Origin of the sequence: Pseudomonas sp. Root401 (assembly GCF_001425105.1) — a bacterium.
GTDB lineage: Bacteria > Pseudomonadota > Gammaproteobacteria > Pseudomonadales > Pseudomonadaceae > Aquipseudomonas > Aquipseudomonas brassicacearum.
Window position 1 is genome coordinate 36,372 of the sequence record NZ_LMDO01000013.1, and the last position, 19,753, is coordinate 56,124.

At 60.3% G+C, this 19,753-nt stretch carries 17 protein-coding genes; 14 read left to right on the forward strand and 3 right to left on the reverse strand.

What is annotated here, in order from left to right:
* Positions 1-59: 59 nt before the first annotated feature.
* The 11 genes from ASC85_RS13025 to ASC85_RS13075 all read left to right on the forward strand — a co-directional run bounded on the left by ASC85_RS13025 (position 60) and on the right by ASC85_RS13075 (position 14,153).
* The gene (locus tag ASC85_RS13025; protein ID WP_057449616.1) at positions 60-2,858 is read left to right on the forward strand and encodes an LPS-assembly protein LptD; all 2,799 of its coding nucleotides are present in this window, start codon (positions 60-62) and stop codon (positions 2,856-2,858) included.
* The gene (surA, locus tag ASC85_RS13030) at positions 2,839-4,155 is read left to right on the forward strand and encodes a peptidylprolyl isomerase SurA (RefSeq protein ID WP_139197732.1); all 1,317 of its coding nucleotides are present in this window, start codon (positions 2,839-2,841) and stop codon (positions 4,153-4,155) included. Before ASC85_RS13025 ends, surA begins: the two co-directional genes overlap by 20 nt.
* Positions 4,152-5,141, forward strand: a complete 990-nt coding sequence (gene pdxA / locus ASC85_RS13035) for a 4-hydroxythreonine-4-phosphate dehydrogenase PdxA (RefSeq protein ID WP_057449617.1) — start codon at positions 4,152-4,154, stop codon at positions 5,139-5,141. The genes surA and pdxA overlap by 4 nt, the downstream gene beginning before the upstream one ends.
* On the forward strand, positions 5,138-5,956 hold the full coding sequence (rsmA, locus tag ASC85_RS13040) for a 16S rRNA (adenine(1518)-N(6)/adenine(1519)-N(6))-dimethyltransferase RsmA (protein ID WP_014340513.1): 819 nt from the start codon (positions 5,138-5,140) through the stop codon (positions 5,954-5,956). The genes pdxA and rsmA overlap by 4 nt, the downstream gene beginning before the upstream one ends.
* 115 nt (positions 5,957-6,071) lie before the next feature.
* Positions 6,072-6,452, forward strand: a complete 381-nt coding sequence (gene apaG / locus ASC85_RS13045) for a Co2+/Mg2+ efflux protein ApaG (RefSeq protein WP_003206172.1) — start codon at positions 6,072-6,074, stop codon at positions 6,450-6,452.
* On the forward strand, positions 6,452-7,327 hold the full coding sequence (locus ASC85_RS13050) for a symmetrical bis(5'-nucleosyl)-tetraphosphatase (RefSeq protein WP_057449618.1): 876 nt from the start codon (positions 6,452-6,454) through the stop codon (positions 7,325-7,327). Before apaG ends, ASC85_RS13050 begins: the two co-directional genes overlap by 1 nt.
* A 32-nt stretch (positions 7,328-7,359) precedes the next feature.
* Entirely contained in the window at positions 7,360-7,689 is a 330-nt protein-coding gene (gene glpE, locus ASC85_RS13055) for a thiosulfate sulfurtransferase GlpE (protein WP_057449619.1), read from the forward strand.
* 299 nt (positions 7,690-7,988) lie between these two features.
* Positions 7,989-9,911 carry a PrkA family serine protein kinase gene (locus ASC85_RS13060; RefSeq protein WP_057449620.1) on the forward strand — a complete coding sequence of 641 codons (1,923 nt, stop codon included), beginning with the start codon at positions 7,989-7,991 and terminating at the stop codon, positions 9,909-9,911.
* Between the two features lie 118 nt (positions 9,912-10,029).
* Positions 10,030-11,301 carry a YeaH/YhbH family protein gene (locus ASC85_RS13065; RefSeq protein WP_014340517.1) on the forward strand — a complete coding sequence of 424 codons (1,272 nt, stop codon included), beginning with the start codon at positions 10,030-10,032 and terminating at the stop codon, positions 11,299-11,301.
* Entirely contained in the window at positions 11,298-12,863 is a 1,566-nt protein-coding gene (locus tag ASC85_RS13070) for a SpoVR family protein (RefSeq protein ID WP_057449621.1), read from the forward strand. The genes ASC85_RS13065 and ASC85_RS13070 overlap by 4 nt, the downstream gene beginning before the upstream one ends.
* Before the next feature lie 63 nt (positions 12,864-12,926).
* Positions 12,927-14,153, forward strand: coding sequence for a multifunctional CCA addition/repair protein (locus ASC85_RS13075; RefSeq protein ID WP_057449622.1), 1,227 nt, complete (start codon positions 12,927-12,929; stop codon positions 14,151-14,153).
* A 151-nt stretch (positions 14,154-14,304) separates the two neighbouring features.
* Here the strand turns inward: ASC85_RS13075 and folK are convergent, their stop codons facing one another.
* Together folK and folB are read right to left on the reverse strand one after the other, a co-directional pair.
* Entirely contained in the window at positions 14,305-14,823 is a 519-nt protein-coding gene (gene folK, locus ASC85_RS13080) for a 2-amino-4-hydroxy-6-hydroxymethyldihydropteridine diphosphokinase (protein ID WP_057449623.1), read from the reverse strand.
* Positions 14,814-15,167 carry a dihydroneopterin aldolase gene (gene folB, locus ASC85_RS13085; protein WP_003206187.1) on the reverse strand — a complete coding sequence of 118 codons (354 nt, stop codon included), beginning with the start codon at positions 15,165-15,167 and terminating at the stop codon, positions 14,814-14,816. The genes folK and folB overlap by 10 nt, the downstream gene beginning before the upstream one ends.
* Before the next feature lie 74 nt (positions 15,168-15,241).
* On the opposite strand from folB, the gene plsY reads away from it, so the two are divergent.
* Positions 15,242-15,811: a glycerol-3-phosphate 1-O-acyltransferase PlsY gene (gene plsY, locus ASC85_RS13090; RefSeq protein ID WP_003206189.1), complete on the forward strand. Its 570-nt coding sequence runs from the start codon at positions 15,242-15,244 to the stop codon at positions 15,809-15,811.
* Positions 15,812-15,819: 8 nt separating this feature from the next.
* Here the strand turns inward: plsY and tsaD are convergent, their stop codons facing one another.
* Positions 15,820-16,845: a tRNA (adenosine(37)-N6)-threonylcarbamoyltransferase complex transferase subunit TsaD gene (gene tsaD / locus ASC85_RS13095; protein WP_057449624.1), complete on the reverse strand. Its 1,026-nt coding sequence runs from the start codon at positions 16,843-16,845 to the stop codon at positions 15,820-15,822.
* 199 nt (positions 16,846-17,044) lie between these two features.
* Here tsaD and rpsU point away from each other — a divergent pair, with 199 nt between their 5' ends.
* Together rpsU and dnaG are read left to right on the forward strand one after the other, a co-directional pair.
* Positions 17,045-17,260, forward strand: a complete 216-nt coding sequence (rpsU, locus tag ASC85_RS13100; protein WP_002551877.1) for a 30S ribosomal protein S21 — start codon at positions 17,045-17,047, stop codon at positions 17,258-17,260.
* 479 nt (positions 17,261-17,739) lie between these two features.
* Positions 17,740-19,698, forward strand: a complete 1,959-nt coding sequence (gene dnaG / locus ASC85_RS13105) for a DNA primase (protein WP_024616738.1) — start codon at positions 17,740-17,742, stop codon at positions 19,696-19,698.
* Positions 19,699-19,753: the final 55 nt, after the last annotated feature.

The window sequence follows — 19,753 nt, forward strand, 5'->3', positions numbered from 1 at the left end:
CGAGAGGCGTGCGGCCCACACCGCGGGCAGATGGCACGCAGGAAGCCCGGACTAATAAGATGGCATTGAAATCCCCCGCGTTTCGTAAAAAATTTCCGTTGCTGGTCACCGGCAGTCTGCTGGCCCTGCAACCCTTGGCCTCTTCATTCGTCGTCGCGGCGCAGCAGTATGACTGCTCTGTCTCCGCTTCGGGTGCCTGGGACTGTGCGCCCAAGACACCGGCCGCCGCGTTGCCGCCGCGTCCCGTGCATGACGGCAGCGCGGTTTCCGACAGCGGCACGGCTCCGGCCGACAGCAGCTCGGGCGAGGAAGCCGGCGAAAAGCCGATGCTCGTTACCGAAGCCAAGGGCCGTGGCCTGAAGTCGCGCAGTGCAGACTACAGTCACCTGGATTGGGTTCCACGAGAGAACCTCACCCCGGCGCAATTGGCTGAAACCGGGCCTTACTGCTCGGGTGCCTATATCGAGCCGACCCGTCCTGGCATGAACGACAAGACGGCCAAGAGCGACGCCCCCACCTTCCTCGGCGCCAAGGCTTCACGCTATCAGCAGGAAGAACAGGTGGCGACCCTGGCCGGTGACGTGGTCATGCGCCAGGGCAGCATGCAGGTCGAGGCCGACGAGGCCAGCCTGTACCAGGCCGAGAATCGTGGCGAGCTGAGTGGCAACGTGCGGGTTCGCGACAACGGTGCGCTGATCGTCGGCGACCACGCCGATGTACAGCTGGACACCGGCGAAGCCAAGGTCGACAACGCCGAATACGTGATGCACAAGTCGCGCATCCGCGGTAACGCGCTGTACGCCAAGCGTGCCGAGAACGCGATCATCCGTCTCAAGGACGGTACGTACACCACGTGCGAACCGAACAGCAACGCCTGGACGCTCAAGGGCAACAACATCACCCTGAACCCGGCCACCGGCTTCGGTACCGCGACCAACGTGACGCTGCGGGTCAAGGACATTCCAGTCCTGTACACGCCTTATATTTATTTCCCGATCGACGACCGTCGCCAGTCCGGCTTCCTGCCGCCGACCATCGGCAGCGGCACCGACACCGGCTTCCTGCTGGTCACACCGTACTACTTCAACCTGGCGCCGAACTACGATGCCACGTTGTACCCGCGCTACATGAGCAAGCGTGGCCTGTTGATGGAAGGCGAGTTCCGCTACCTGACCAAGTCCAGCGAAGGTCAGTTCGGCGCGGCGTACCTCAACGACGACGAAGACGAACGCGCCAAGCAGTCCGATTACAGCAAGACCCGCTACATGTACAACTGGCAGCACAAAGGCGGCCTCGACTCGCGCGTGCTGACGGAAGTCGACTACACCAAGATCAGCGATCCTTACTACTTCCAGGATTTGCAGACCGACCAGATCGGTGTCGAATCCAGGGATTATGTGAACCAGCAAGGGGCCGTCAGCTATCGGGGGGACAACTACGTTGCCCGCTTGAATGCCCAGGCTTACCAGATGGCGACGATTTCGAAGCTCACGCCTTATAACCGCCTGCCGCAGATCACTTTCAACGGTGCGCTGCCGCAGCACCCATATGGCCTGGATTTCGCTTACCAAACAGAATTGGTGCGGTTTGATCGTGATTTGCGCAATGGCCTGTACAGCAACGACGAGGGCGTTACATCACCGTGGCTGGATAACAACATCACCGGCCTTGCTCGAGCGAACGGCAATCGCCTGAATTTGGCGCCGGTCATGAGCTTGCCAATGGAGGCTAGCTACGGCTACATCAAGCCATCCTTGAAATACCAGTACACCCAATATGACTTGGACCTGGATGGCAGAGGCAAATCGCAAATTGCGGCGCAGAGCGCCGAGGCCGATCGCCTGCAGGGCACTTATAGCAGCAACCAGAGTCGTGGCATTCCGATCGCCAGCATCGACAGTGGCTTGTATTTTGATCGGAACACCCAATGGTTCGGCACCAACTATCGCCAGACCCTGGAACCACGCCTGTTCTACCTCTACGTACCGGAAAAGGATCAGAGCGATATCCCGGTCTTCGATACCAGCGAATCGACCTTCAGCTATTCCTCGCTGTTCCGGGACAACCGCTTTACCGGCTCCGACCGCGTCGGCGACGAGAACAAGCTGTCCCTGGGCGTAACCAGCCGCTGGATCGAAGAAAACGGTTTCGAGCGCCAGCGCATCAGCGTCGGCCAGGCCCTGTACTTCAAGGATCGCGAAGTCCAGCTGCCAGGCATCGACTTCAAGACACGTGACGACGCCAAGTCGAACGTTTCCCCGTACGCACTGGAATACGAATACCGCTGGAACCGCGACTGGCGCACCACGGCCGACTACAACTGGGACCCAGACTCCCACAGCCCTCGCTCGGGCAGCGCGATGTTTCACTACCAGCCGGAAGACAACCCGAACAAGGTCATCAACGCTGGCTATCGCTATCGCAACGACCTGGTCCGCTACGATGAAACCACTGGCCAATGGCAAGTGGGCGGTGGCGACTACGGCACCCCGGGCCAACCTGGCTACGTGAAGGATTACTACAAGATCAAGCAGCACGACTTCTCGGTCATCTGGCCGATCGTGCCGCAGTGGAACGCGATCAGCCGCTGGCAGTATGACTACAACCGCAACCGCACCCTGGAAGCCTTCGGTGGTTTCGAATATGACAACTGCTGCTGGAAACTGCGCCTGATCAACCGTTACTGGGTCGACTATGAAGAGTTCAGTCAGGCCGCCCCGGAAAACGAAAAAGGCGACCACGGCGTCTTCCTCCAAATTGTTCTGAAGGGACTCGGCGGCCTTACTGGCGCCAAGGTAGAGAGCTTCCTCGACAAAGGCATCCAAGGTTATCGTGAACGTGAAGACCAAGCTTTCTGATTGTCTGCGCCCGCTGATGCTGGGCGCGCTGTTCCTGGGTACCGCGGCCAACGCCGCGGTACAGTCCATCGATAAAGTGGTGGCCATCGTCGACAACGACGTGGTCATGCAGAGCCAACTGGACCAGCGCGTCCATGAAGTGCAGCAAACCATTGCCAAGCGCGGCGGTGGCCTGCCGCCACCAGGCGTACTGGACCAGCAAGTGCTCGAACGCCTGATCGTCGAAAACCTGCAGTTGCAGATCGGCGAACGTTCCGGCATTCGCATCACCGATGAAGAACTGAACCAGGCCGTCGGCACCATTGCCCAGCGCAATAACATGAGCATCGACCAGTTCCGCGCCGCCCTGGCCCGCGACGGCCTCTCCTACGAGGACGCCCGCGATCAGATCCGCCGCGAAATGGTCATCAGCCGTGTGCGCCAGCGCCGTGTGGCCGAACGCATCCAGGTGTCGGAACAGGAAGTGAAGAACTTCCTCGCCTCGGACCTGGGCAAGATGCAGCTTTCCGAAGAACTGCACTTGGCGAACATCCTGATTCCGACCCCGGAAAGCGCCAACTCCGAAGCGATCCAGAGCGCTTATCGCCAGGCGATGGATGTCTACCAGCAGCTCAAGCAAGGCGCTGATTTCGGTCAGATGGCCATTGCCAAGTCGGGCAGCGACAACGCCCTGGAAGGCGGTGACATGGGCTGGCGCAAGCCCGCTCAACTGCCGCCTCCGTTCGACCGTGAACTGAGCGCCATGGCCGTGGGCGATATCACCCAGCCAGCGCGTACGCCAGGCGGCTTCATCATCCTGAAAGTGCTGGAGAAGCGCGGTGGTGGAACCCAGGTCCGTGACGAAGTGCATGTTCGCCACATCCTGATCAAGCCAAGCGAGATTCGCAGCGAAGCCGAGACCAAGCGCCTGGCGGAGAAACTCTACGACCGCATCGAAGCGGGCGAAGACTTCGCTGAACTGGCGAAGAGCTTCTCGGAAGACCCGGGCTCGGCTCTCAACGGTGGCGACCTGAACTGGGTTGACCCGAATGCACTGGTTCCCGAGTTCCGCCAGGTCATGGCCGACACGCCGCAAGGCCAACTATCCAAACCGTTCAAGAGCCCTTATGGCTGGCACGTGCTGGAGGTCCTTGGCCGTCGCGCCACTGACAGCACCACCCAGGCTCGCGAACAGCAAGCAATGACTGTCTTGCGCAACCGCAAATACGACGAAGAGCTGCAAACCTGGCTGCGTCAGATTCGCGACGAAGCCTACGTTGAAATCAAACTTCCTGGTGCAGACCAGGCAGCGCAGTGAAACCCAAGCGTTTCGCGCTGACCCCCGGCGAACCAGCCGGCATCGGTCCCGACCTGTGCCTGCTGCTCGCCTCGCAAGCCCAGCCACATCCCCTGATTGCCATCACCAGTCGCGACCTGCTCCTTGAGCGGGCCGCGCAACTGGGACTGGTCGTCAACCTGTTGCCCGTGACACCCCAGGCCTGGCCGGACGTCCCGGCGCCCGCCAACAGCCTGTATGTCTGGGATACGCCCCTGGGCGCTCCGGTCGTCACCGGGCAATTGGACAAGGCCAACGCCGCGTTCGTCCTCGAGACCCTGACCCGCGCCGGCCAGGGCTGCCTGGACGGGGCTTTCGCCGGCATGATCACCGCCCCCGTGCACAAAGGCGTGATCAACGAATCCGGGATTGCCTTTTCCGGGCACACCGAATTCCTGGCTGAGCTGACCCACACCGCGCAAGTGGTGATGATGCTCGCCACCCGCGGCTTGCGCGTGGCCCTGGTGACCACTCACCTGCCCTTGCGGGACATCGCCGACGCCATCACCGTGCAACGCCTGGAGCGGGTCACGCGCATCCTGCACGCCGACCTGCAGGAAAAATTCGGCATCGCCCAGCCACGCATCCTCGTCTGCGGGCTCAATCCCCATGCCGGCGAAGGCGGACACCTGGGCCGTGAAGAAATCGACATCATCGAACCCACCTTGGAGCGCTTGCGCAGCGAGGGCATGGACCTGCGTGGCCCGCTGCCTGCCGACACTCTGTTTACCCCCAAATATCTGGAGCACTGCGACGCGGTGCTGGCGATGTACCACGACCAAGGCCTGCCCGTACTGAAGTACAAAGGCTTTGGCGCGGCAGTCAACGTGACATTGGGCCTGCCGATCATCCGCACGTCCGTGGACCATGGCACCGCCCTGGACCTGGCCGGCAGCGGCAAGATCGATACCGGCAGCCTGCAAGTCGCGCTGGAAACCGCCTACCAGATGGCCGAGACCCATTTATGACCGAGCAATACCAACACCGCGCGCGCAAGCGTTTCGGCCAGAACTTCCTGCATGACGCCGGCGTGATCGATCGCATCCTGCGCTCGATCCGGGCCAAGCCCGACGACCGTCTGCTGGAAATCGGCCCGGGCCAGGGCGCCCTGACCGAGGGCCTGCTCGACAGCGGCGCGCAACTGGACGTGGTGGAACTGGACAAGGACCTGGTGCCGATCCTCAACCAGCAGTTCGCCGGCCGGAGCAATTTCAGCCTGCACCAGGGCGACGCGCTGAAGTTCGACTTCAATAGCCTGAACGCCGCGCCGAACAGCCTGCGGGTGGTGGGAAACCTGCCGTACAACATCTCCACGCCGCTGATCTTCCACCTGCTGAGCAACGCCGGCCTGATCCGCGACATGCACTTCATGCTGCAAAAAGAAGTGGTCGAGCGCCTCGCCGCCGGCCCTGGCGGTGGTGACTGGGGTCGCCTGTCGATCATGGTCCAGTACCATTGCCGGGTCGAACACCTGTTCAACGTAGGCCCGGGTGCATTCAACCCGCCGCCGAAAGTCGACTCGGCCATTGTCCGCCTGGTGCCCCACGCCGTCCTGCCGCACCCGGCCAAGGATCATCGCCTGCTGGAGCGAGTGGTGCGCGAAGCGTTCAACCAGCGCCGCAAGACCTTGCGCAATACCTTGAAACTGCTGCTCAGCAGCGCCGAAATCGAAGCCGCTGGCGTCGATGGCAGCCTGCGCCCCGAGCAGTTGGACCTGGCGGCATTCGTGCGCCTGGCCGACAAGCTCAGTGAACAGGTCGCCCCGCAAGTCGACGCCAACTGAACGGCTGACGATCGCTATCGGGCAGTACGCCAGTCTGGTCTACTACCCGATACTTGGCCTAGACTGATCTCTTGAGTCGCGCCCGCGTCCCGCTTCGCTTTTAAGGCCTTTTTGCATGTCCGATCCTCGTTACCAGGTCGACGTCAGCGTCACCACCCGTTTTCTGGCAGAACAGTCGCAACCCGAGCATGACCGCTTCGCTTTCGCCTACAGCATTACCGTGCGCAACAACGGCTCCTTGCCGGCCAGGCTGCTGTCACGGCATTGGATCATCACCGACGGCGATGGCCATGTCGAAGAAGTGCGTGGCGAAGGTGTGGTCGGCCAGCAGCCGTTGATCGACGCTGGCAAAAGCCACAGCTACAGCAGCGGCACGGTGATGACGACCAAGGTCGGCACCATGCAGGGCACCTACCAGATGCTGGCCGAGGACGGCAAACGCTTCGACGCCGTCATCAAACCCTTTCGCCTGGCCGTGCCCGGAGCCCTGCACTGATGGCCACGTATGCGGTCGGCGACCTGCAGGGCTGCCTCGATCCGCTCAAGTGCCTGCTGGAGCGCGTTGCTTTCGATCCTCAAAAGGACACGCTGTGGCTGGTGGGCGACCTGGTCAACCGTGGCCCGCAGTCCCTCGAGACACTGCGTTTTCTCTACAGCATTCGTCAGTCGCTGGTGTGCGTGCTCGGCAACCACGACCTGCATCTGCTGGCGGCCTGGCAGAACATCGAGCGCCTGAAAAAATCCGACACCTTGAGCGAAATCCTCGACGCCCCTGATTGCGTTGAATTGCTGGAGTGGTTGCGCCAGCAGAAGCTCATGCACTACGACGAGGCGCGCAACCTCGCACTGGTCCATGCCGGCATCCCGCCCCAATGGTCCCTGCGCAAGGCGCTCAAGTGCGCTGGCGAAGTCGAACAGGCATTGCGCGACGACAATCTGTTCGCCCCCTACCTGGATGGCATGTACGGCAACGAGCCGGTCAAGTGGGACAACGACCTCACCGGCAGCGCACGTCTTCGCGTCATCACCAATTATTTCACGCGCATGCGCTTCTGCACCCGCGACGGCAAACTCGATCTCAAGGGCAAGGAAGGCATCGAGACGGCACCGCCCGGCTATGCCCCCTGGTTCAAGCACAGTGAGCGCAAGACCCGTAACCTGAAAATCATTTTCGGGCACTGGGCGGCACTGGGCGGCCAATCCGACGAACCCGGCGTCATCGCCCTCGATACCGGTTGCGTGTGGGGCAGCGCCATGACCCTGATGAACGTCGACACTGGCGAGCAACTGCGTTGCGATTGCGACGAGCAGGGCCACGCTAAAATCCATCACCCGACCACTGCACCATTGCCGGCCGGCACCGCCGTTTGACCGGCGTTGCGCTTCAGCTACAGGAGCCCCTCATGAGCGAATTCAAACGCATCCCCCCCGAACAGGCCCAGGCCCTGCGCGAGCAAGGCGCGGTCGTCGTCGATGTCCGCGACCCAGCCACTTTTGCGGCTTTGCACATCAGTGGTTCCAGGCATCTGGACAACCATTCCATCGCCGACTTCATCCGTGCCGCCGACCTCGATGCGCCTACGGTCGTGGTCTGCTATCACGGCAACTCCAGCCAGAGCGCAGCCGCTTATCTGGTCAGCCAAGGCTTCAGCGACGTCTACAGCCTGGACGGTGGTTTTGAGTTGTGGCGTGCGACTTATCCTTCAGAAACAGTGCAAGACAATCACGAATAATTTTTTAAGCCGTCCAAGCCCGCGTGAACCGTGGGCTTGAGCGATGGCAGACGAACGGTCTGCCATAACTAATTACGTATTCCACCTTTACCTCCGCGATTCCGAACTATCCTTAGCCTCAGGCCATCCAAAACAGGGGAGAGCCGGTACACCGGCGCGCGGGTCATCGGGAGTCAGCTTTCAAGAGCCTGCATTCTTGAAAGCATTCTGGGGGGTAAACGGCAACTGGGTTCCCAGCGGCTGTCCAGCATCGACTGATTGATCCGACACCGGCTCCACGTATCGAGCGAGGTGACGTCATGAGCATTTTTAGCCACTTCCAGCAACGTTTCGAGTCCACGCGGCAGGAGGAATACACGCTGCAGGAGTACCTCGAACTCTGCAAGCAGGACCGCAGTGCCTATGCATCGGCTGCGGAGCGTCTGTTGCTGGCAATCGGAGAACCGGAGCTGCTGGATACCTCGACCAACTCGAGGCTCTCGCGAATCTTTTCCAACAAGGTGATTCGCCGCTATCCGGCCTTTGCGGACTTCCACGGGATGGAAGAATGCATCGAACAGATCGTGTCCTATTTCCGCCACGCCGCCCAAGGCCTGGAAGAGAAGAAACAAATTCTTTATCTGCTCGGCCCCGTAGGCGGTGGTAAATCATCCCTGGCCGAGAAGCTCAAGCAACTGATCGAAAAAGTGCCCTTCTACGCCATCAAGGGCTCGCCGGTGTTCGAATCGCCCCTGGGGCTGTTCAACGCCACTGAAGATGGCGCGATCCTCGAGGAAGACTTCGGCATTCCACGCCGCTACCTCAATACCATCATGTCGCCATGGGCGACCAAGCGCCTGGCCGAGTTCGGCGGTGACATCAGCCAGTTCAAGGTGGTCAAGCTCTACCCATCGATCCTCAACCAGATCGCAGTGGCCAAGACCGAACCGGGTGACGAAAACAACCAGGATATTTCCGCCCTGGTGGGCAAGGTCGATATCCGCAAACTGGAAGAATTCCCACAGAACGACGCCGATGCCTACAGCTATTCGGGTGCACTGTGCCGGGCCAACCAGGGCCTGATGGAATTCGTCGAAATGTTCAAGGCACCCATCAAGGTGCTGCACCCACTGCTGACCGCCACCCAGGAAGGCAACTACAACAGCACCGAGGGCCTGGGGGCCATTCCGTTCACCGGCATCCTGCTGGCCCACTCCAACGAATCGGAATGGCATACCTTCCGCAACAACAAGAACAACGAGGCCTTCATCGACCGGATCTACATCGTCAAGGTGCCGTACTGCCTGCGAGTGAGCGACGAGGTGAAGATCTACGACAAGCTGCTGTTCAACAGTTCGCTGTCCAAGGCTCATTGCGCACCCGACACCCTGAAGATGCTTGCCCAGTTCACGGTGCTGTCGCGCCTCAAGGAACCGGAAAACTCCAACATCTATTCGAAGATGCGCGTGTACGACGGTGAAAACCTCAAGGACACCGATCCGAAGGCCAAGTCGATCCAGGAATACCGCGACAACGCGGGGGTCGATGAAGGGATGAACGGACTGTCGACACGTTTCGCGTTCAAGATCCTGTCCAAGGTCTTCAACTTCGACCCTCACGAGATCGCAGCCAACCCGGTTCACCTGCTGTATGTGCTGGAACAGCAGATCGAGCAAGAGCAATTCCAGGCCGAAACCCGCGAGCGTTACCTGCGTTTCCTCAAGGAATACCTGGCCCCGCGCTACATCGAGTTTATTGGCAAGGAAATCCAGACGGCGTATCTGGAGTCCTACAGCGAGTACGGCCAGAACATCTTCGACCGCTATGTGCTGTACGCAGACTTCTGGATCCAGGACCAGGAATACCGCGACCCGGAAACCGGCGAAATACTCAATCGCGTGGCCCTCAACGAGGAACTGGAAAAAATCGAGAAACCGGCGGGCATCAGCAATCCGAAGGACTTCCGCAACGAGATCGTCAACTTCGTACTGCGCGCCCGGGCCAACAACAACGGCAAGAACCCAACCTGGCTCAGCTATGAAAAGCTGCGGGTGGTCATCGAGAAGAAAATGTTCTCCAACACCGAAGACCTGCTGCCAGTCATCAGCTTCAACGCCAAGGCCAGCAAGGAGGACCAGCAAAAACACAACGATTTTGTCACACGCATGGTCGAACGTGGCTACACCGACAAACAGGTACGACTGCTCTCCGAGTGGTATCTGCGGGTCCGGAAATCGCAGTAGTACAGCGACAAGCTACAAGCTATAAGCTGCAAGAGAAAAGCGCGTGAGCCCCGGGTCCGGGCGCCTGCTTTTACTTGCAGCTTGTAGCTCACGACTTGAAGCTCCCCCGGAGGGGCCTATGAGCTATGTGATCGACCGACGCCTTAATGGCAAGAACAAGAGCACGGTGAACCGTCAGCGGTTTCTGCGGCGTTACCGTGACCACATCAAGAAGGCCGTCGAAGAGGCGGTCAGCCGGCGCTCCATTACCGACATGGAACACGGCGAACAGATCAGCATCCCCGGTCGCGACATCGACGAGCCGGTGCTCCACCATGGTCGCGGCGGCAAACAGACCGTCGTGCACCCCGGCAACAAGGAATTCACCAGCGGCGAGCACATCCCCCGTCCCCAGGGCGGAGGTGCCGGCAAGGGGCCCGGCAAGGCCGGCAACTCCGGCGAAGGCATGGATGAGTTCGTGTTCCAGATCACCCAGGAGGAATTCCTGGAGTTCATGTTCGAGGACCTGGAACTGCCGAACCTGGTCAAGCGCAACCTGACCGGCACCGACACTTTCAAGACCGTGCGTGCCGGTATCAGCAATGAAGGCAATCCGTCGCGCATCAACATCATCCGCACCCTTCGCTCGGCCCACGCCCGGCGCATCGCGCTGTCGGGCAGCAGCCGGGCCAAACTGCGCGAGGCCAAGGAAGAACTGGCCCGCCTGAAACGCGAAGAACCCGACAATTTTGGCGACATTCAGGACCTTGAAGCGGAAATCGAGAAACTCAGCGCCCGCATCCACCGCGTACCGTTTCTCGACACGTTCGACCTCAAGTACAACCTGCTGGTGAAACAGCCAAACCCCAGCTCCAAGGCGGTGATGTTCTGCCTGATGGACGTCTCCGGTTCCATGACCCAGGCCACCAAGGACATCGCCAAGCGCTTCTTCATCCTGTTGTACCTGTTCCTGAAACGGAACTACGACAAGATCGATGTAGTGTTCATCCGCCATCACACCAGCGCCCGGGAAGTGGACGAAGAGGAATTCTTCTATTCCAGGGAAACCGGCGGCACCATCGTCTCCAGCGCCCTGAAGCTGATGCAGGAGATCATGGCCGAGCGCTACCCCGCCAACGAATGGAACATCTATGCGGCCCAGGCGTCGGACGGTGACAACTGGAACGACGATTCACCGATCTGCCGCGACATCCTGATCAACCAGATCATGCCGTTCGTCCAGTACTACACCTACGTGGAAATTACTCCACGCGAACACCAGGCCTTGTGGTACGAATATGAACGGATTGCCGAAGCTTTTTCCGACACATTTGCCCAACAGCAACTGGTCTCGGCCGGGGATATCTACCCGGTCTTCCGTGAACTCTTCCAGCGCAGGTTAGTGACATGACCGCCAAAAAAGAGCAGAAGCGCCAGCCCATTTCCACCGGCTCCGAATGGACATTCGAGCTGATCAAGGCCTACGACCGCGAAATCAGCCGTATCGCGGACCGTTATGCCCTCGACACCTACCCGAACCAGATCGAGGTGATCACCGCCGAGCAGATGATGGACGCCTATGCGTCGGTCGGCATGCCGCTGGGCTATCACCACTGGTCCTACGGCAAGCACTTCCTCAGTACCGAGAAATCCTACAGCCGCGGCCAGATGGGGCTGGCCTACGAGATCGTCATCAACTCCGATCCGTGCATCGCCTACCTGATGGAAGAAAACACCATCTGCATGCAGGCCCTGGTGGTGGCGCATGCCTGCTATGGGCACAACAGCTTCTTCAAGGGCAACTACCTGTTCCGCACCTGGACCGATGCCAGCTCCATCATCGATTACCTGGTGTTCGCCAAGCAGTACATCATGCAATGCGAGGAACGCCATGGTATCGACGCGGTGGAGGACCTGCTGGACTCCTGCCACGCCCTGATGAACTACGGCGTGGACCGTTACAAGCGGCCGTATCCGATTTCCGCCGAAGAAGAACGCCGGCGCCAAAAGGATCGCGAAGAGCACCTGCAAAAACAGATCAATGATCTGTGGCGCACCATTCCCAAAGGTGCAGACAAGTACAACGAAAAAGACAATGCCCGGTTCCCTGCCGAGCCCCAGGAGAACATTCTCTATTTCATTGAAAAACATGCGCCGCTGCTGGAGCCTTGGCAACGGGAAATCGTGCGCATCGTGCGCAAGATCGCCCAGTATTTTTATCCACAACGCCAAACCCAGGTCATGAACGAGGGCTGGGCCACGTTCTGGCACTACACACTGATGAACGACCTGTACGACGAGGGCCTGGTCACCGACGGCTTCATGATGGAGTTCCTGACGTCCCACACCAGCGTGGTGTTCCAGCCCGGCTTCGACAGCCCGTACTACAGCGGCATCAACCCTTACGCACTGGGCTTCGCCATGTACCGCGATATCCGGCGCATGTGTGAAAACCCCACCGAGGAAGATCGTCACTGGTTCCCGGACATCGCCGGCTCGGACTGGTTGTCCGCCATTAAATTCGCCATGAGCAGCTTCAAGGACGAAAGCTTCATCCTGCAATACCTATCGCCCAAGGTGATCCGCGACCTGAAACTGTTCAGCATCCTCGATGACGATCAGAAAGATGACCTGCTGGTGCCTGCCATTCACGATGAGGGCGGCTACCGCATCATTCGCGAAACCCTGGCGGCGCAGTACAACCTGGGCAATCGCGAACCCAATGTGCAGATCTACAGCATTGATCGCCGCGGGGATCGCTCCCTGACGCTGCGGCATCAGGCGCACAACCGCAAACCACTGGGCGACTCCACCGACGAAGTGCTCAAGCACCTGCATCGCCTCTGGGGTTTCGACATCCACTTGGAAACCCTGCAAGGCGATCAGGTGATGAAAACCCATCACGTGCCCCCCAGAAGCGAACAAGCAGAAGGAGACTATGGTCGCCTGGATCTGGCCGTCATTCATCTTTGAACCCGTTTTCGCCTCCGGACGTCCGACGCAAAGGTTATCCTGTCGGACCAACGGAGGTTTTTTATGCAGATCTATAAAGTCGGCGGCGCCGTTCGCGACCGCCTGCTAGGCATTCCCGTCACCGACATCGATCGGGTCGTGGTGGGGGCCACCGCCGAGGAAATGCTCGCCAAGGGGTTTCGCCCGGTGGGGGCCGATTTTCCGGTATTCCTTGACCCGAAGAGCGGCGAGGAGTACGCCCTCGCCCGCACCGAACGCAAGAGCGGCCGAGGCTATGGCGGCTTCGTGTTCCATGCCAGTCCTGAAGTGACCCTTGAGGAAGACCTGGTTCGTCGGGACCTGACGATCAACGCCATGGCCGAAGATGACCACGGCAACCTGACCGATCCGTACCACGGCCAACGCGATTTGGAAGCCCGGGTGCTACGCCACGTTTCCCCCGCTTTCGCCGAAGATCCGCTCCGAGTCCTGCGGGTTGCCCGCTTCGCCGCGCGTTATGCTCCGCTGGGTTTCAAGGTGGCGGACGAAACCCTCGAACTGATGCGCCAACTCAGCGATTCCGGCGAACTGGAAGCACTGACGGCCGAGCGCAGTTGGAAAGAAATTTCCCGCGCCCTCATGGAAAAACAGCCACAGGTATTTATCCAGGTCTTGCGCGACTGCACGGCCCTCAAGGTCCTGATGCCAGAGGTCGATGCGCTGTTTGGCGTGCCCCAGCCTGAAGCCCATCACCCGGAAATCGACACCGGCGTCCATACCCTGAGCGTGCTGGAACAAGCCGCCCTGCACCAACAACCACTGACAGTCCGCTGGGCCTGCCTGCTCCATGACCTGGGCAAAGGCCTGACACCCCGACACGAATGGCCGCGACACATCGCCCATGAGCACACGGGGTTGAAGCTGATCAAAGCGGTCAACGAGCGCTTCAAGGCGCCCCGCGACTGTCAGGAGCTGGCGTTACTGGTTGGCCAATACCACACCCATGGTCATCGCGCGCTGGAGCTCAAGGCGTCTACTTTGCTCGAGCTGCTGCAGAGTTTCGATGTGTACCGTCGACCTCAGCGCTTCGAGGAATTCATCTCAGCCTGCGAGATGGATGCACGGGGGCGCAAAGGGCTTGAAGACAGAAGTTATCCACAGGCTGATTATCTGCGAGGCGCAGCGGCAGCGGCCCGCGCGGTGGCGGTGCAGCCTTTGCTGGAGAAGGGCTTCAAGGGGCCGGAGCTGGGTGAGGCGATCAAGCGCGAGCGCCTCAAGGCGTTGAAAGGCTACAAGGAAGCGGCGAGCTGACGGGAGTTTGTATCAACTGATATTTCTGCTGAATATACAACCGCCATCGCGAGCAGGCTCGCTCCCACAGTGGATCTCGGTCAGACACAAGATATGTGCCCGCTGAAATTCTAATGTGGGAGCGAGCCTGCTCGCGATGGCGGCAGACGCTTCACAGCAGATTCGACGGCGTAAGCTGTTGGCCTCGCCATTCGAAAGCCACTGGCGCCAGCACCTGGTCGATCTGTGATTCTTCCCACAAAGTGGCGAAGCTTTTGCCCACACCCGGATGAATTCGATCCGGCGCGATCAACGACAAAGGCCATAGGACGAAGGCGTTCTTGAGGATTTCCGCACGCGGCAGGATCAACCCATCGAAGTTGCCGACCTGTTCGCCATACAACAACACGTCGATATCCAGCGGCAGCCCCTTGCGGTCCGGCGCATAGCGACCGTTGTCCGCCTCGATGAACTTGAGACGACGATCCAGCTCCATCAGCGGCAGATCCGTGAAGGCCGAGACGACGAAATTGAAGAATGGCCCGCTCTTGATACCTACCGGCTGGCTCTCGAACACGGCCGAACAGCGGATGTCCACCAGGAAACCGGCCAAGGCTTCAAGACCGGCGCATAGATGGGTTTCGCGCTCGATATTGCTGCCGAGCCCGAGAAAAACCTGAGTCAGCGACATCCGCGCTCGATCTCCACACCAACGCCGCTGGCCGCCGGTACGGCGCCAGGCTTGGTTAATTTCAGACGCAGCCAGGTGATCTTGAACTCGTCCATGAGCTCCTGGGCCAGTCGCTCGGCGAAGGTCTCGACCAATTGGAACTGCGCCTGTTCGGCAAATGCCTGGATGCGCGACGATACGCTGGCGTAGTCGAGCGCCAGGGTCAGGTCGTCCCCTGCGGCGGCCGGGCGGTTGTCCCAGGCGAAGCTCAGGTCAAGCCGCAGGCACTGTCGAATGCCTCGCTCCCAGTCGTAGGCCCCGATTACCGTGTCGACTTCCAGGCCCTCGATAAACACTCTGTCCAAGCACTCTTCTCCGCAGCACGACAAGGGCGCAATGCGCCGTTAGAATCAGGGCGTCCTCGCCCGGAATAGTTAGCATGTTTTGGTTACTGGCGATTCTCGCCTACCTGCTCGGCTCGCTGTCCTTCGCCATTTTGCTCAGCCGCCTGACCGGTCGCCCGGATCCGCGAATGAGTGGCTCGGGCAATGCCGGCGCCACCAACATGCTGCGCCTGGCCGGACGCAAACTCGCCATCCTGACCCTGCTGGGCGACCTCTGCAAAGGCCTTGTCCCGGTATTGATCGCCAGCCTCGCAGGGCTCTCGTTGCAGCAACAGGCCTGGATCGGCGTCTGCGCCGTCATCGGCCATCTATTCCCGCTGTACTTTCGCTTTCGTGGCGGCAAGGGTGTCGCCACCGCCGCCGGCATGCTGCTGGGCCTGTACCCGCCCGCCGCCCTGCTGGCTGTCTGTGCCTGGCTGCTGACGTTCTACCTGACCCGCACCAGCTCCCTGGCCGCGCTGATCGCCACACCGCTGACCCTGCCGTTGCTGGCCTGGCAGGAACCGGCGGCCTTGCTGCCAATGACCGCGCTGGTTGCGCTGATCGTCTGGCGTCACCGGGGCAATCTACGCGACCTGTTCGCCGGGCGCGAACGGCATTTTTAAATGACGTTTCACAGCGGCGCCAACTGCTCCATCGGCCAGCGCGCCTGTACGCTGATCGCCAGGCTTTCGTGCTGGCCGGCCTGCAAGCGCTGACAACCGGCAAAGGCAATCATCGCGCCGTTATCTGTACAGAACTCCGGCCGGGCGTAGTAAACGTCGCCCTTCATGTCGCCGAGCATTTTCTCCAGCGATGTCCGCAAGGCCTTGTTCGCGCTCACGCCGCCTGCGATCACCAGGCGCTTGAGCCCGGCCTGTTTGAGGGCTCGCTTGCACTTGATGGTCAAAGTCTCCACCACGGCCTGCTGGAACGCCAGCGAGATGTCGCAACGGGCTTGTTCGCTGTCGTCCCCGGCGCTGACGCACTGCTGCCAGGTGTTCAGGGCGAAGGTCTTCAACCCGCTGAAACTGAAATCCAGGCCGGGACGATCGCACATCGGCCGCGGAAACACGAAGCGCCCATCGATCCCTTGCGTCGCAAGCCGGGAGATTTCCGGCCCACCGGGATAATTGAGGCCCATCATTTTTGCAGTTTTGTCGAACGCTTCGCCGGCAGCATCGTCGAGCGTCTCGCCGAGCAACTCGTATTGGCCGATGCCATCGACCCGAATGAGCTGCGTATGGCCGCCCGATACCAACAAAGCGACGAACGGAAATTGCGGCGGTTGCGACTCCAGCATCGGCGCCAGCAGGTGGCCTTCCATGTGATGCACGCCCAGGGCCGGAATCCCCCAGGCAAAGGCCAGCGCCTGGGCACAGGAGGCGCCCACCAGCAACGCGCCCACCAGGCCCGGGCCGGCGGTGTAGGCGATGCCGTCGATCTCGGTCGGCACGCAGCCGGCTTCGGCCAGGACCTGGCGGATCAAGGGCAGCATGCGCTTGACGTGATCGCGAGAGGCAAGCTCGGGCACCACCCCGCCATAGGCGCGGTGCAGGTCGATCTGGCTGAACAGCGCATCGGCCAGCAGGCCGCGTTCACTGTCGTAAAGTGCGACACCAGTTTCGTCGCAGGAGGTTTCTAATCCCAGTACTAGCATGGGTTTGCGCCTTGTAGAGGCTGAATTCGAAGGCGCGCATAATAGTCGTCGCGTTGTGCCCCGACCAGCGGTTTTCGATCAGAGGCTTTGCATTCCGAGCGTTGAGGGGTTAACATCCGCAACCCTTAAAAACCGACGTCTTCAAGTGCTCTTTTGCCGCGAGGATGTTGACCCCGGTAATGAATGAAGGTAGCTCTGGATGCCAGCCGTCAAAGTAAAAGAGAACGAACCCTTCGACGTAGCTCTGCGTCGTTTCAAGCGCTCCTGCGAAAAAGCCGGTGTTCTGGCTGAAGTTCGTAGCCGCGAATTCTACGAGAAGCCGACTTCTGAGCGTAAGCGCAAGGCAGCAGCCGCTGTTAAGCGTCACGCCAAGAAAGTTCAGCGCGAACAGCGCCGCGCCGTACGTCTGTACTAATACACAGACGTCCGTAGCAAGCTTCTGCCAAGCCCGGCCTTCAAGCCGGGCTTATGGCATTTGCGGAATAACGCTTGATGCTTCACTGTCAAAGCCGCAGACGCGACCAAGACAACCTGCTTCACCGCGTCAGACCTGGCTCTTTTGCCAGCGGTGCACGTCTTTCCTGACGAGCCTTCCAAGGCTACCGACGAGCACACCCTGATTCCTCTAACGACGATCAGCCCAAGGCACCTGCCTGCGTGTCCGCTTCATGAGCTATCCGAGGCCTGAACGGCCGTTACCGGACTCAGCGCAACACATTCAAACAGTCGAATACTGATAGTTATTAACGTCAGTGGATTATCGGCAGATACACTTCCCGACAGCGATGATGCAGACGACCCGGTCGAGCCACCGATTTAGCGTGCCTCAAACCCAGACCCGGTTACGCCTGCCGATTTCGGGTCCATATTTCGCGCAGTGATGATGAGAACGCCATGGCCGGGCTGATTCCCCAGAGCTTTATTGACGACCTCCTGAACCGCACCGACATCGTCGACGTGGTCAGCTCTCGCCTGCAAATGAAGAAAGCGGGCAAGAACTACACGGCCTGCTGCCCGTTCCATAAAGAGAAAACGCCTTCTTTCAGCGTCAGCCCCGACAAGCAGTTCTACTATTGCTTCGGCTGCGGCGCTGGCGGCAATGCCCTCGGCTTCATCATGGACCACGACAACCTGGACTTCCCCCAGGCCGTCGAAGAACTGGCCAAAGCCGCCGGCATGGAAATACCCCGCGAGGAAAGCGGTCGACAGCACAAGCCACGCCAACCGACCGACTCTCCGCTTTATCCACTACTGACGGCGGCGGCGGATTTTTATCGCCAGGCCCTCAAAAGCCATCCGGCACGCAAGGCTGCGGTGGATTATCTCAAGGGCCGCGGCCTGACCGGCGAAATCGCCCGGGACTTCGGCCTCGGCTTCGCCCCGCCCGGCTGGGACAACCTGTACAAGCACCTAAGCAGCGATACGCTGCAACAGCGCGCCATGATCGACGCCGGCCTGCTGATTGAAAATGCCGAAACCGGCAAGCGCTACGACCGCTTCCGCGACCGGGTCATGTTTCCGATCCGCGACACGCGCGGGCGGATCATCGCCTTTGGCGGCCGGGTGCTGGGCGACGACAAGCCGAAATACCTGAACTCCCCGGAAACCCCGGTGTTCCATAAGGGCCAGGAACTCTATGGCCTGTACGAAGCACGCAAGAACAACCGCAACCTCGATGAAATCATAGTCGTCGAAGGCTACATGGACGTTATTGCCCTGGCCCAGCAAGGCCTGCGCAACGCCGTGGCGACCCTGGGCACGGCCACCAGCGAAGAGCACATGAAGCGCCTGTTTCGCGTCGTGCCCAACGTGCTGTTCTGCTTCGACGGCGACCAGGCCGGCCGTAACGCCGCCTGGCGCGCACTGGAGGCTACCCTGCCGTGCCTGCAGGACGGACGCCGGGCACGCTTTCTGTTCCTGCCCGAGGGCGAGGACCCGGACACCCTGGTGCGTTCCGAAGGTACCGACGCGTTCCGTGCGCGAATCAACCAGCACGCACAACCGTTGGCCGACTATTTTTTCCAGCAATTGACCGAAGAAGCCGATCCACGCTCCCTCGAAGGCAAGGCCCACATGGCCACCCTCGCGGCGCCGCTGATCGACAAGGTGCCCGGCGCCAACCTGCGCACACTCATGCGCCAGCGCCTGACCGAGATCACCGGCCTGAACAGCGAAGCGGTCAATCAACTGGTGCACAGCGCCCCCCAGGAGGCGCCACCGGCTTATGACCCGGGCATCGATTACGACGCGATGCCGGATTTCGCCGACTATCATCAACCCCAGCAGGATTACGCCCCCCAGCAGGAATGGACACCGAAAAAACCCGGCAGTGGCGGCAAGAAATGGGACAAGAAACCCTGGGACAAGAACGGCAAGCGCGGCGATCGCGACCAGCCACGTGCCCCGCGCGTGCCGGCCGCCGTCGAACCACCAACACTGGCCGCCTTGCGCACCTTGCTGCATCACCCGCAACTGGCGGAAAAAGTAGAGGACGCCGGGCACTTCGCCGCCGAGGACCACAGCAATACGCAATTGCTGGTTGCACTCCTTGAAGCCGTGCAGAAGAACCCCAAGTTAAACTCTTTCCAGTTGATCGCACGGTGGCACGGCACCGAGCAGGGGCGCCTGTTGAAGGCCCTGGCCGAGAAGGAATGGCTGATTGAGGGAGACAACCTTGAACAACAGTTTTTCGACACCATTACTAGCTTGTCCGCCCGCCAACGCGAGCGAAACCTGGAACAACTTCTGCGAAAAGCTCGCCAGAGCGAGTTGACCAGCGAAGAGAAAAACCAATTGCGCGACTTACTCAGCCGCAATGTTTGCGCATCAAACCCGACCTCAACTGGCGCGTGAGGTCACAGCTCAGGTATAATCCTCGGCTTGTTTTTTGCCCGCCAAGACCTTCAGT

Coding starts and splice junctions, on each gene's coding strand:
- ASC85_RS13070 (WP_057449621.1), top strand. CDS start 11,298: ATGACCGCCAAAAAAGAGCAGAAGCGCCAGCCCATTTCCACCGGCTCC.
- ASC85_RS13025 (WP_057449616.1), top strand. CDS start 60: ATGGCATTGAAATCCCCCGCGTTTCGTAAAAAATTTCCGTTGCTGGTC.
- folK (WP_057449623.1), bottom strand. CDS start 14,823: ATGTCGCTGACTCAGGTTTTTCTCGGGCTCGGCAGCAATATCGAGCGC.
- rsmA (WP_014340513.1), top strand. CDS start 5,138: ATGACCGAGCAATACCAACACCGCGCGCGCAAGCGTTTCGGCCAGAAC.
- dnaG (WP_024616738.1), top strand. CDS start 17,740: ATGGCCGGGCTGATTCCCCAGAGCTTTATTGACGACCTCCTGAACCGC.
- glpE (WP_057449619.1), top strand. CDS start 7,360: ATGAGCGAATTCAAACGCATCCCCCCCGAACAGGCCCAGGCCCTGCGC.
- plsY (WP_003206189.1), top strand. CDS start 15,242: ATGTTTTGGTTACTGGCGATTCTCGCCTACCTGCTCGGCTCGCTGTCC.
- tsaD (WP_057449624.1), bottom strand. CDS start 16,845: ATGCTAGTACTGGGATTAGAAACCTCCTGCGACGAAACTGGTGTCGCA.
- ASC85_RS13065 (WP_014340517.1), top strand. CDS start 10,030: ATGAGCTATGTGATCGACCGACGCCTTAATGGCAAGAACAAGAGCACG.
- ASC85_RS13075 (WP_057449622.1), top strand. CDS start 12,927: ATGCAGATCTATAAAGTCGGCGGCGCCGTTCGCGACCGCCTGCTAGGC.
- apaG (WP_003206172.1), top strand. CDS start 6,072: ATGTCCGATCCTCGTTACCAGGTCGACGTCAGCGTCACCACCCGTTTT.
- ASC85_RS13060 (WP_057449620.1), top strand. CDS start 7,989: ATGAGCATTTTTAGCCACTTCCAGCAACGTTTCGAGTCCACGCGGCAG.
- rpsU (WP_002551877.1), top strand. CDS start 17,045: ATGCCAGCCGTCAAAGTAAAAGAGAACGAACCCTTCGACGTAGCTCTG.
- ASC85_RS13050 (WP_057449618.1), top strand. CDS start 6,452: ATGGCCACGTATGCGGTCGGCGACCTGCAGGGCTGCCTCGATCCGCTC.